Here is a 12,179-nt window from a genome sequence, read left to right on the forward strand (position 1 = left end):
TAAAACTTAAAAATGGAAATTACAAAACAAGAAAAATAGATACAGTAGATTGGAATAAGCAAGAAAAAGCAGAAGAGTGGCGAAAAGCATGGGCAGATATTACAAATAAATATTTGGAAGAAAACAGCATACAAGACAAAGTAGACCATCGTTCCTATCAAAGACAGGATATAGAGCAAATACCGACCATTCATTTAGGAGTATCAGCAAGTCAAATGGAAAAGAAAGGCATAGCCACTGATAGAGGAAATATCAACCGAGAAATCAAACATCAAAACAAGATACTAAAAGAAATTGCAAGAAGAATAAAAGCTTTGCTGAATTGGATAATAGGAATAGGAAAAGAAGAAAAAGCAGAAACTGATAATCTCAAATCCACTCTCCCACCCAAAGAAAATTTGCTGTCCGTTTTTGAAAATCTTATCCGTAAAAATGCAGATAAGAATAATGCAGACTTAGAAAAATATATTGAAAGCTATCAATTACTAAAAGAGAAAAATATCACTTCATTAACCGAGCTTAAAGAAAATATAGTTACATTAAGAGATAAAAATTACAAGACCACAAGAGTCTTGAAAGACACTGAAAAAAGAATTGATGATAACACTAAACTTATTAACCAAGCAGAGAAATATTTGAAGCATAAAGATACCTATACAGCCTATACCAAGCTAAAGAAAAACAAACAAGATACTTTCTACAATGAACATACAGCAGAGATTATTTTATTTGAAAGTGCCAAAAAATATCTGAAAGAGCATTTAGGAGAAAACAAGACCTTAAATATATCCAAATTGAAATAAGAAATAGGCACTTTGAGCAAAGAAAAAGATACTCTATATTCTCAAATGATAGATATACGAAAAAAGGTTGAACAAGCTGAAAGTGTTAGAAGCTGTATAGATAAATTACTGCAAGAAAAGAGAGGATTAACACAGGTAAAAAAGCAAGAGTTAGGGTTGTAAAACTTAGTAAAATATAAATCTAACAATAATAATATTGGGTGAAATAAATTTAATTTTAGCGAGACGGAAGAATGAACTTTGACTATTTTTATAACAGTGAATAAGAGAGATAAGTAGTACTACCATGATTTGGAAAAATATTTAATAATATGACAATATATGTCAAGTTATTGTGGTATAATAATTATAGGAGATGTTAAAACGATGAAAGATAATAGGCTATTTAGGATACTATATTATATTTTAGAAAAGGGAAAAGTTACGGCAAGTGAACTTGCAGATAAATTTGAGGTGTCAGTCAGGACAATATATCGAGATATTGACTCTATCAGCAGTGCCGGTATTCCCATCTATGCGTTGCAAGGAAAGGGCGGCGGAATAGAAATTGCTGAAGATTTTGTGCTTAGTAAATTATTGCTGTCTGAAAATGAGAAACAGCAAATTATGTCAGCTCTTCAAGGATTAGATAATACGACAGTACAGCATGAGAATGAGCTGCTAATAAAACTTTCTGCACTCTTTAATAATGAAGAATATCAGTTGGATAGAAGTTGACTTTAATAATTGGCAAAACAATAAGCTGTATGAAAAAACATTCAATGATATTAAGTCGGCAATTATAAGTAAAAACATTGTTTCGTTCACATATTTTAGCAGCAATGAAAAAGGAACAAGCAGAAGTGTTAAGCCTGTGAGATTACTTTTCAAGAGTCAGGACTGGTATCTATATGCTTTCTGTTTACTTAGAAATGACTTTAGATATTTCAAATTATCACGGATAAAGAATTTGGAAACCTATACTGAAAAGTTTGATGACAACTTTGAAGATGTAGTTCTCAAAAAAGAAATGCCATACGAGAATACAGTGCATATAAAAGTCAAGTTTGATCGTAAAGTTGCCTTCAGGGTATATGATGAGTTAAACGGAGAAATTATAGAAGATAGTGACGGAAATTTATATACTGAAATAGAAGTTCCAAATGATTACAACTTATACAATTATATTTTTTCTTTCGGAGATGGAGCAGAAGTATTAGAGCCAAAAGAGATACGAATGCAGATTAAAGAAATGATAAATAAAATGGCAGAAAAATATATAACTTGACAAATGGTGTCAAGTATCCTCCTGTATAATTTAATTAACCAAGGTGCAAAGGGAGGATTGGATAATGAAATATGAATGGAGAAAACAAGAAAAGAATCTTTATGGTGTGAAGCAGACACCTATCATTGTAGAAGTGCCAAAGCAAAAATTTATTTTGGTAAAAGGTAAAGGAAATCCGAATGAAGTAGATTTCTCAGACAGAATATCCGCATTATATTCTCTTGCCTATGCCATTAAAATATTGTTTAAAAATGTAATGAAAAATAAAACTGATAACGAGATTACAGATTTTACGGTATATCCGTTAGAGGGATTTTGGAAAAAAGTAAATGGAGAAGAGTTTGATAAAAACAAACTGGAATACACATTGATGATTAAACAACCTGCTTTTATTACACAAGAGATATTCGCAAAGGCACTTGAGAATATAAAAAAGAAAAAGCCTGACGCATTGTATGATGAGATAAGTTTTAGAAAAATAGAAGAGGGTAAATCTATTCAGATTTTACATGTTGGAAGTTATGATGATGAGCCAAAATCATTTGAACAGATGGATGAATTTGCAAGAAAACTTGATCTTACAAGAATAGGTGATTTTCATAAAGAAATATACCTAAGTAATAAAAACAGGACATCAGAAGAAAAACAAAAAACTATATTAAGATATTCAGTGAAATAGGAGGAATTTGTTATGCCAAGACCAACGACAAAAAATGATTTGATGACTGCTGCTAAGGAAAACTATGAAAAGTTAAATTTACTTATTTCAAAGATGACAGAGGAAGAGTTAAACACACCGTTTGATTTTTCAAAAGATGAAAAGAAAAAAGAAGCTCATTGGAAAAGAGATAAAAACTTAAGAGATGTTTTAATCCATCTCTATGAATGGCATCAGCTTATTTTGAATTGGGTACATTCCAATCAAAATGGCGAAGAAAAACCATTTTTGCCTGAACCATATAACTGGAAAACTTATGGTGATATGAATGTGGGGTTTTGGAAAAAACATCAAAATACTTCTCTTGAAAATGCAACTAAAATGTTTCATAAATCCCATAGCGATGTTTTACAGTTGGCTGAAACCTTTACAAACGAAGAACTTTTTTCAAAAGGTGTATATAAATGGGTTGGAGGTAGTACGCTGGGTTCCTATTTTGTGAGTGCGACTGCAAGTCATTATGATTGGGCAATGAAAAAGCTAAAGGCTCATCAGAAAAACTGTAAGTCAAAATAATTGGGGTAGTAAAGTGCATTTTACAAAAGCAAAAGGAATACTTTCTTCAAAGAATGGAATGAATTTGTTTATAGGTTGCACTCATGGATGTATTTATTGCGACTCAAGAAGTAAATGCTATCAGATGAATCATAAATTTGAAGATGTAGAAGTAAAAGAAAATGGAATCAGTCTTTTGGAAGAGAGTCTAAAACGAAAGCGAAAAAAATGCATGATTGGTTTGGGGTCTATGACTGATCCATACATTAAAGAGGAACTTAAACTAAATTATACAAGACAGGCACTTGAGATAGTAAATAAATATGGTTTCGGCATAACGCTTATAACAAAGTCAGCTAATGTTTTGAGGGATTTAGATTTGTTTAAGGAAATAAATTCAAAAACAAAGTGTGTAATTCAAATGACATTAACAACTTATGATGAAGAACTTTGTAAAAAAATAGAGCCTAATGTTTCAACAACAAAAGAAAGGGTTAAAGCATTAAAAATATTGCGTGATGAGGGAATACCAACAGTAGTTTGGTTAACTCCGATACTGCCATTTATCAACGATACGGAGGGAAACATTATTGGTATTTTAAATTATTGCAAGGAAGCAAAAGTGTTTGGAATAATATGCTTTGGTATGGGAGTTACACTCAGAGAGGGAAATAGAGAGTATTTTTATTCGCAGTTAGATAAAAAGTTTCCAAAGCTGAAAGAACGATACATCAGAGAATACGGAAACAATTATGTAGCAAACAGCGTAAACAATAAAAAACTAATGGGTGTATTTCACGAATTCTGTGAGCGGAACGGTATCGTTCATGATAATGAAGCAATATTTAACTATTTGGGACTACTTGAGGGAAAGGACATCTCAAAGCAGCTTAGTTTTTTTGATGAAGTTTGACTAACGGAATTAAATATCTATAATTATGAGCGATAGAAAAATAAAAATCTATCGTCTTTTTCTTTGCTTAAAATTAAAAAGAAAAGCGTCAATAAATCAAAAAAGGTACTTGACAAAACGCTCGCTGGGGGAACTCAAAAGACATAGAGCCGTATGTAGATGAAAAGTTTGAAAACAACATACTTTTAACTGATACGGAAAGACTTACCATGAATGGTAGACCTAAAAATCCTAAATATGCAAGGAATAAAAATATACTGGTGGTGGGAGGATCAGGAAGCGGAAAGACCAGATTTTTTCTAAAACCCAACCTTATGCAAATGCACTCATCCTATGTTGTAACAGATCCTAAAGGATTAACCTTTTAGGGACAGAGAAAATAATAAAAACTTAGAAAGGAGGTAATTTTCATGTCAAATACGAAAAGAACAGGGCAAACAGCCCTTTATGAGCGTTTAAGTCGTGATGATGAAATGCAAGGAGAGAGCAATTCTATCACCAATCAAAAGCAGCTACTTGAAAGTTATGCCAAAAGAAACGGCTTTGTAAATATCTATCACTATACCGATGATGGAGTAAGCGGAACAACCTTTGATAGAGAGGGATTTCAAAAGATGATAAAAGCAGTAGAAGAAAACAAAGTATCTACTGTGATAGTAAAAGATATGAGCAGGTTTGGTAGAGATTACCTCAAAGTAGGTTTTTACACCGAAATACTTTTCAAAGAAAAGGGTGTAAGATTTATTGCAATCAATAACGGAATAGACAGTGAGAAACAAGCAGAAAGCGACTTTACCCCATTTCTAAATATTATGAATGAATGGTATGCAAGAGATACCTCAAGAAAAATACAATCCATCTTCAGAGCAAGAATGGAAGAAGGCAAAAGAGTATCACCAAGCGTTCCATACGGCTATTATAGAAACCCAAAGAACAAACAGCAGTTACTTGTCGATAAAGAGAGTGCAAAGGTCGTAAAACGCATTTACCATCTTGTTATAGAGGGATATGGAGTAACACAGATAGCAGATATACTAACCAAAGATAAAGTCCTTATCCCATCAGCCTATGCCCAAATACATTATCCTGAAAATAACCATAGCTCCAAGAAAAGAGGAATAGAAGACCCGTATTTTTGGACACCGACTACAGTAGGCTATATCTTAGAAAAAAGAGAATATATGGGACATACCGTACTTGGTAAAACAATATGCTTTGATTACAAAACTAAGAAACGCAGAAAGGCAAAAGAAGATGAACTCATTATCTTCAAAAACACCCATGAAGCCATCATTGACGAAGAAACATGGAATAACGCTCAAAGGTTAAGAAAAACAGTGAGAAGAAGTCCAAAGTACGGGACAACATCACACCCATTTACAGGACTTTTAATCTGTGCAGATTGTGGAGGAAAATTAAGTTACAGAGAGCCGGCAGGACATAAAGCAAAGAAATATGATAGTGATTACTCTTTTGTATGCCAACATTACAGACACAGAAAAGGCACTTGCAGTATGCACTATATCAAAGTAAAAACAGTAAATGAAATTCTATTAAAATCAATCAAAGAAATCACAGACTTTGCCAAAGAAGAAAAGCAAGAATTTCTAAAAGTGATGAACAAATTATCCGATGAAAAAAGAGAAGAAAAGTACCAAGAAGATAAAACGAAATTAGAAAAACTGTCATCAAGAAATGCAGAACTAACCACCCTTATTACAAAACTATACGAAGACCACGCACTTGGAAAAATTCCTGTAAAACACTTTGATAGATTATTTAATACCTATGATACGGAGCAACAAGATTTAGAAAAACAAATACAGTATTTTGAAGAGGAAATTGAAAACTATCATCAGAGAAAAATTGATACCGATAAATTTCTTAAAATGATAGAGAAATATACCGATATTGAGGAACTTACAGTACCAATGATAAATGAGTATATAGAAAAAGTTGTAGTCCATGAAGCCACAGGGGGAAGAAAAGGAAAAGATAGAAAACAACAAGTTGATGTGTATTTTAACTTTATAGGCAACTGTCAAGTACCACAAAAAGCCGATATAGAAAAAATGGCTTAAAAATGGTATAATATTGTTAATTATTTAGAGAGAAAAATTAGAAGTTGTTGAGATAATAAAACAGATCAAAATATAGTTTTATTTTTTTGACAAAAAGAAGACAAATTAAATTATTGGAGGAATATGGGAAGTACGGTAAAAAAGCAAAATTATATATGGCGAAAGTATTTATCTGAATGGACAGAATCAGGTGATATATTCAAAGGAAAGTTATTTGTATTAAGGAAAGCCCCCAAGGGTAATCAAAATAAAATAGAATTTCGTGAGCTGGAAAAAATAGGATTTGAAAAATATTATTATGATATTACAGGTTTTAAAGAAACTGATATACTAATTCTAAACCAGCTTATTGCAAATATGCAGAGGAAAGAATTGGCGAAGTTTGGAATAATAATGGATGATTTGAAGGAAGCGGCTATTCAACGTGATTTCATTGAAAAGAATGTAATGTGTAATTCAGAAAATATAGAGACTGAATTTCATTTTTTTGAGAAGTTATTAAAAGGAGATTTATCTTTTTATGAAGATAGCAAAAACCAGGTCGTGTTGGACGCATTGATGAATAGTATACTATCCTCTATATTATATGGTGAAGAAATATCAGAAAAAGAAGTAAATGATTTGGTAAAGGAATTTTCTATAGAGGGAACGGTGGATTTAAAGTATGAATTTAATCGATTTTTTTGTATGCAATATTTTAGATCACCTAGGGTGCATGCCAATACAAAGAAAAATATTGAGGAATTAAAACAGAAATATGAAGCAATTAATGATATGAACCTAAATTTTTTTACCAATATGATGATGGTATATTTTGCTGAGAGAATGGCATTGAACATTACACAGAATTTTAAAAGTAGCATTTTGTTATATAAAAATAATACAGAGATTCCTTTTGTTACAGCAGATACTCCAATTATATGTCTTACTGGAAATAAGATGAATAGTATGAGTATATTTCATTATCCTATATCACCTAAAATTGCGGTTGAACTAATTATAACTCCTAAGTTTAGTGATTTTGCAACTGTTAGTAAAAATATGGTAATGGAATTAAATCAGGAGTTTATTAGTATTGTGAAGAATTGTAATGGGAAGCTTGCAGATAACTGTGTAAACGAAATTTATTCTGACACAGAAAAAAGTCTATCTGATTTAGTTCTGTAGGGAAAACTGAATTCACTAATACTATAAATCCCAGCTTATAGAGATGGACAAATTAGAAGTTGAGGTTAAGATATGAGAAAAGTAAAACTGTTTGTAGCTATGAGTGTAGATGGCTATATTGCTGATAAAAATGGGGGTGTCGCTTTTCTGCAAGGTCATGAAGATTGTTTAGAAAACGAAAGTACCTATTCTGAGTTTATAAAAAATATAGACACAGTTCTGATGGGTTGGAATGCTTACAATCAGATAATAACTGAGTTATCCCCTGATAATTGGGTTTATGACAATTTATTGACTTATGTTTTCACTCACCGAGAACAACAAGATTCCGATAAGATCATTTTTACAAGTGATAATATGGAGGAATTGATCAGGAAATTAAAAGGGGTTGAAGGAAAAGATATTTGGATATGTGGAGGAGCAGACTTAGTTCAACAAGCCATTTCTTCAGATGTGATTGATGAGTATCTTATATCCATTATTCCGACAATTTTAGGGAATGGTATAAAATTATTTAGCCAAAATGATGCGGAACATAAATTGAAATTAATCAACACGATAACAAATAATGGAATTGTCGAGTTGAATTATATTCGTAGATAAAAATTAAATTGTAGATGACGATAATATCTACAGGTAAATCCCAGTTTGTCGAAGTAAAACAATTAAATACAAGCTATAACATAGCAGTTCACGAAACAGTAAATCAAATCGGTTTACTGTTTTTTTATTGCTCAAAATTAGAAAGAGAGGAAAAGAGAAAATGAAAAATATAGACAAAAAAATCTTAATGGCGGAAGAAGAAATCAAGCAGTTACAAAACAAAAGAAAGAAACTCATCAGTCAGCAGAAACAGGAAGAGCGAAAGAAAAGAGATAGACGTCTTTATGAAAAAGGAGCAGTCTTTGAAAGTATCTTTACCGAAAGCAAGGATTTTACCAAAGATGAATTCTATCAGCTAATCACATTCCCAAAAATCAAAGAAGAAGTCAATCAAAAAATCCTAAAAATCATAGAGAAGCGAGAACAAAGCGAAAATCGAAATACAGGAACACAAGAGGAAGAAATGGAAACAGAGGAATAGTCCCTTGTTTACAAGGGCGCACTTATACACCCTAAAGGGTGTGTGCGTTCTCCGAAGGCTCTTAGCAGAGGGCATATCAGCTAATGCTGATACGGGGGAGCTACACTCCCCTACGGAAATAAATTTCCTACCCCTTGTGTACTTCCCAAAAGAAATCGGATAAAAAGCAATCCGATTTTTTTTAGGAAGTCTTTATCATCGCCACCATATCCATATCAGAAAAGAGAGGAGGTTTTTTCTTATGGCGATATATCATCTCAGTATAAAGATTATCTCAAGAGGAAAAAATAAAAGTGCAGTAGCAGCTTCCGCTTATCGTAGTGGCGAAAAAATAAAAAACGAATATGATGGAGTAGTCCATGACTTTACAAGAAAAGGTGGAATAGCCCATACCGAAATTCTATTACCGCAAAATGCACCTGAAGAATTTTCAAACCGTTCTGTCTTATGGAATAGCGTGGAGAAAATAGAAAAAAGTAAAAATTCACAGCTTGCAAGAGAAATAGAAATTGCATTACCTAAAGAATTAAGCAGAGAAAAACAAATAAATCTTGTAAGAGAATATGTAAAAGAAAATTTTGTGAAAGTCGGTATGTGTGCCGATATTGCCCTACACGATAAAAATGATGGAAACCCACACGCCCATATACTTTTAACTATGCGACCGCTAAACGAAGATAAAACATGGGGAGCGAAATCAAAAAAGGAATATATCCTTGATGAAAACGGAGAAAAAGTAAAACTCAAAAACGGCAATTACAAAACAAGAAAAATAGATACAGTCGATTGGAACGAGCAAGACAAAGCAGAAGAGTGGCGAAAGTCGTGGGCAGATATTACAAACAAATATCTTGAAGAAAACAGTATACAGGAAAAAGTTGACCACCGCTCCTATGAAAGACAAGGCATAGAACAAATACCGACCATTCATTTAGGAGTATCGGCAAGTCAAATGGAGAAAAAAGGTATTGTTACTAACAGAGGAAATATCAACCGAGAAATCAAACATCAAAACAAGATATTAAGAGAAATTGCAAGACGAATAAAAGCCTTAATGAGATGGATAAGGAGTTTAACGAAAGATAAAAATAATGATACTTCAAAAGATAAACAGGACGATATGGCTATACAATCCACTACCCTACCAAAACAAAATGATTTAACAGATATGCTCTCTCATTTCATAAAAGAAAACTCAGATAACCACAATGCAGACTTAGAAAAATATATTGAAAGCTATCAATTCCTTAAAGAAAAAAATATTACATCAATATCCGAATTGAAAGAAAGTATATCAGCATTAAGAGATAAGAATTACAAGACTACAAGAGCCATAAAAGATACTGAAAAGAAAACCAATGACAAAGTAGAGCTTATCGACCAAGCAGAAAAATATTTGAAACATAAAGACACCTACAAAGCTTATACCAAGATAAAGAAAAGCAAACAAGAAGATTTTTATAATGAGCATATGGCAGAGATTATTTTATTTGAAAGTGCTAAGAAATATCTGAAAGAACATTTAGGAGATAACAAGACCTTAAATATATCCAAATGGAAATCGGAAGTTGATACTTTGAAGAAAGAAAAAAAGAGTCTATATAATCAAATATTAGAAATACGAGAAGAAGTTAAACAGGCAGAAAAAGTTAAGACTTGTATAGAGCGATTACAGGAACAAGAAAAGCGACCATCACAGGTAAAGAGCAATGAGTTAGGTCTGTAAAAACAAAAGTGAAATATTTATAACTTTGCTATTGACATTAAAATTATTATGTGATATATTTATAACAGCGAGTTAGAAATATATCACTTGAAATTATATGTAAGGAGAATTTGAAATGAAAAACAAAGTATCTATACGAGAAGTTGTTGCAACAAAAATTATTATTGCAATTTTAATTGCAGGGTATTATTGGTTGTGGAGTAGAAGCGACTATCAGCCTGAATATCGACAATTTTCAAGCTATTGGGGTTTTCTTTTATTTTTGATACTGATAGTACATTATTTTAGAGTAAGAAAATATAAGAAAGAATACTTTGATGAATTTGCAGAAAAAAATCTACTCAGATGTGATGCGATATGCTTGAAAGTTTTTTGTCTTTTGATGGTGATTATAGCATATTTAGGAGGAATTTTAGGTCATGTAAACGCAATTTCAACAGCAATTATGGGATGGCTTATTATCGGAAGCGTAATTGCAATTACAATACTTCGTACGATTATATTTTTAATTATGGATTCTAAAGGAGTATAATTATGGCATTTATAACGAAAGTGAAAGAATATCGAGAAAAGGCAAAATATAAGCAATCTGAACTTGCTGAAATGGTAAATGCCAGAAGAGAAACTATTGTACATCTTGAAAATGGGAAATATAATCCATCATTAAAATTAGCCATGGATATTGCAAAAGTATTTAATGTTAGTGTAGAAGATTTATTTGAATTTACAGATGATTGAGATACACAATTTAATTTAAGAAAATATAATATGCAATTCTCAGAACAGTAAATCAAAAAAGATTTACTGTTTTTTCTTTGTCAAAAATGGAAAGGAGAACTTATGGAAGAAGAAAAAAGGAAAATACAAGCACCACCCAATAAACAGTTAATAATGGATATTGGAAAGACAAAATATACTGTAAACCTACATTTCAAGCAAGGTACAGGCGAAACATACAAGGATAAAATACTAAAGCTAATCAAGAGAGAAACAGAGAAGATATAAATTTGTCAAAGAAATTTTGTTTATGTCCTTGACAAATCTTCCCAAAGGGTACTGTTCTCGTAGAGTGCGGAAAGATGCTTGAGAAAGACGGCTATGATATTAAAGTGCTAAATACCATAAATTTCAAAAAATCCATGCACTACAATCCATTTGCCTATCTGAGAAGTGAAAAAGATATTCTAAAGCTTGTACAAACCATTATAGCTAATACGAAAGGCGAAGGAGAAAAATCCAGTGAGGATTTTTGGGTGAAAGCAGAACGCCTTTATTACACCGCACTGATTGGATATCTTTATTATGAAGCACCGGAGGAAGAGCAAAACTTTGAAACACTGCTTGCTTTTATTGATGCCAGTGAAGTAAGAGAAGAAGATGAAAACTTTAAAAATGCAGTTGACTATATCTTTGATGCACTGGAAAAAGAAAAGCCAAACCACTTTGCGGTAAAGCAATACCGTAAATACAAGCTTGCAGCTGGAAAAACTGCCAAATCAATTCTTATAAGCTGTGGTGCAAGACTTGCTCCATTTGATATTAAGGAGCTTAAAAACCTTATGGAGTATGATGAGATGGGGCTTGATACAATTGGGGATAAAAAAACAGCCTTATTTATTATCATATCCGATACCGATGACACATTTAACTTTGTAGTGGCAATGATGTATACTCAGCTATTTAATCTACTTTGTGATAAGGCGGATGATGTCTATGGCGGCAGACTTCCCGTTCATGTAAGGTGTTTATTGGATGAGTTCAGTAACATCGGTCAGATTCCAAAATTTGAAAAGTTAATTGCAACCATTCGTTCAAGAGAAATATCTGCAAGCATAATCCTTCAAGCAAAATCACAACTTAAAGCTATATATAAAGATAATGCCGATACGATTTCAGGTAATTGTGTGCGTCCAGAAGTCGTCAAC

Annotated in this window: 11 protein-coding genes and 4 pseudogenes; all 15 read left to right on the forward strand. The window is 32.2% G+C overall.

Annotated elements, in window-relative coordinates:
* Positions 1 to 965, forward strand: a pseudogene (locus HMPREF0381_RS04830) (MobA/MobL family protein); the annotation flags it as partial.
* A gap of 204 nt (positions 966 to 1,169) precedes the next feature.
* Positions 1,170 to 2,070 (forward strand): annotated as a pseudogene (locus HMPREF0381_RS04835) (helix-turn-helix transcriptional regulator).
* A 64-nt stretch (positions 2,071 to 2,134) separates the two neighbouring features.
* On the forward strand, positions 2,135 to 2,749 hold the full coding sequence (locus HMPREF0381_RS04840) for a GyrI-like domain-containing protein (protein ID WP_040461157.1): 615 nt from the start codon (positions 2,135 to 2,137) through the stop codon (positions 2,747 to 2,749).
* Between the two features lie 12 nt (positions 2,750 to 2,761).
* Positions 2,762 to 3,304, forward strand: coding sequence for a ClbS/DfsB family four-helix bundle protein (locus HMPREF0381_RS04845; RefSeq protein ID WP_008750778.1), 543 nt, complete (start codon positions 2,762 to 2,764; stop codon positions 3,302 to 3,304).
* Positions 3,305 to 3,317: 13 nt separating this feature from the next.
* The gene (locus HMPREF0381_RS04850) at positions 3,318 to 4,196 is read left to right on the forward strand and encodes an SPL family radical SAM protein (protein WP_008750779.1); all 879 of its coding nucleotides are present in this window, start codon (positions 3,318 to 3,320) and stop codon (positions 4,194 to 4,196) included.
* 116 nt (positions 4,197 to 4,312) lie between these two features.
* Positions 4,313 to 4,552 (forward strand): annotated as a pseudogene (locus HMPREF0381_RS14500) (type IV secretory system conjugative DNA transfer family protein); the annotation flags it as partial.
* A gap of 54 nt (positions 4,553 to 4,606) precedes the next feature.
* Positions 4,607 to 6,277 (forward strand): recombinase family protein, encoded by a 1,671-nt coding sequence (locus HMPREF0381_RS04855; RefSeq protein WP_008750781.1) that lies wholly within the window; start codon positions 4,607 to 4,609, stop codon positions 6,275 to 6,277.
* 123 nt (positions 6,278 to 6,400) lie between these two features.
* A complete protein-coding gene (locus HMPREF0381_RS04860; protein WP_008750782.1) occupies positions 6,401 to 7,444 on the forward strand; it encodes a DUF4238 domain-containing protein in 1,044 nt (347 codons plus the stop codon).
* Positions 7,445 to 7,516: 72 nt separating this feature from the next.
* On the forward strand, positions 7,517 to 8,047 hold the full coding sequence (locus tag HMPREF0381_RS04865) for a dihydrofolate reductase family protein (RefSeq protein ID WP_008750783.1): 531 nt from the start codon (positions 7,517 to 7,519) through the stop codon (positions 8,045 to 8,047).
* A gap of 160 nt (positions 8,048 to 8,207) precedes the next feature.
* Positions 8,208 to 8,528 (forward strand): DUF3847 domain-containing protein, encoded by a 321-nt coding sequence (locus HMPREF0381_RS04870; protein WP_008750785.1) that lies wholly within the window; start codon positions 8,208 to 8,210, stop codon positions 8,526 to 8,528.
* 241 nt (positions 8,529 to 8,769) lie between these two features.
* Positions 8,770 to 10,254, forward strand: coding sequence for a MobQ family relaxase (mobQ, locus tag HMPREF0381_RS04875; RefSeq protein WP_008750786.1), 1,485 nt, complete (start codon positions 8,770 to 8,772; stop codon positions 10,252 to 10,254).
* 115 nt (positions 10,255 to 10,369) lie between these two features.
* Positions 10,370 to 10,786, forward strand: coding sequence for a hypothetical protein (locus HMPREF0381_RS04880; protein WP_008750787.1), 417 nt, complete (start codon positions 10,370 to 10,372; stop codon positions 10,784 to 10,786).
* A gap of 2 nt (positions 10,787 to 10,788) precedes the next feature.
* A complete protein-coding gene (locus tag HMPREF0381_RS04885) occupies positions 10,789 to 10,992 on the forward strand; it encodes a helix-turn-helix transcriptional regulator (protein ID WP_008750788.1) in 204 nt (67 codons plus the stop codon).
* Positions 10,993 to 11,094: 102 nt separating this feature from the next.
* Entirely contained in the window at positions 11,095 to 11,259 is a 165-nt protein-coding gene (locus tag HMPREF0381_RS04890; RefSeq protein WP_008750789.1) for a transposon-encoded TnpW family protein, read from the forward strand.
* Between the two features lie 41 nt (positions 11,260 to 11,300).
* Positions 11,301 to 12,179 (forward strand): annotated as a pseudogene (locus HMPREF0381_RS04895) (VirD4-like conjugal transfer protein, CD1115 family); the annotation flags it as partial.

This window comes from Lachnoanaerobaculum saburreum DSM 3986 (assembly GCF_000185385.1).
Taxonomy (GTDB): Bacteria; Bacillota; Clostridia; order Lachnospirales; family Lachnospiraceae; genus Lachnoanaerobaculum; species Lachnoanaerobaculum saburreum.

Excerpts from the sequence above, each read along its gene's own strand:
- HMPREF0381_RS04840 (WP_040461157.1), top strand. The coding sequence starts at position 2,135 with ATGAAATATGAATGGAGAAAACAAGAAAAGAATCTTTATGGTGTGAAG.
- HMPREF0381_RS04845 (WP_008750778.1), top strand. The coding sequence starts at position 2,762 with ATGCCAAGACCAACGACAAAAAATGATTTGATGACTGCTGCTAAGGAA.
- HMPREF0381_RS04855 (WP_008750781.1), top strand. The coding sequence starts at position 4,607 with ATGTCAAATACGAAAAGAACAGGGCAAACAGCCCTTTATGAGCGTTTA.
- HMPREF0381_RS04860 (WP_008750782.1), top strand. The coding sequence starts at position 6,401 with ATGGGAAGTACGGTAAAAAAGCAAAATTATATATGGCGAAAGTATTTA.
- HMPREF0381_RS04865 (WP_008750783.1), top strand. The coding sequence starts at position 7,517 with ATGAGAAAAGTAAAACTGTTTGTAGCTATGAGTGTAGATGGCTATATT.
- HMPREF0381_RS04870 (WP_008750785.1), top strand. The coding sequence starts at position 8,208 with ATGAAAAATATAGACAAAAAAATCTTAATGGCGGAAGAAGAAATCAAG.
- mobQ (WP_008750786.1), top strand. The coding sequence starts at position 8,770 with ATGGCGATATATCATCTCAGTATAAAGATTATCTCAAGAGGAAAAAAT.
- HMPREF0381_RS04880 (WP_008750787.1), top strand. The coding sequence starts at position 10,370 with ATGAAAAACAAAGTATCTATACGAGAAGTTGTTGCAACAAAAATTATT.
- HMPREF0381_RS04885 (WP_008750788.1), top strand. The coding sequence starts at position 10,789 with ATGGCATTTATAACGAAAGTGAAAGAATATCGAGAAAAGGCAAAATAT.
- HMPREF0381_RS04890 (WP_008750789.1), top strand. The coding sequence starts at position 11,095 with ATGGAAGAAGAAAAAAGGAAAATACAAGCACCACCCAATAAACAGTTA.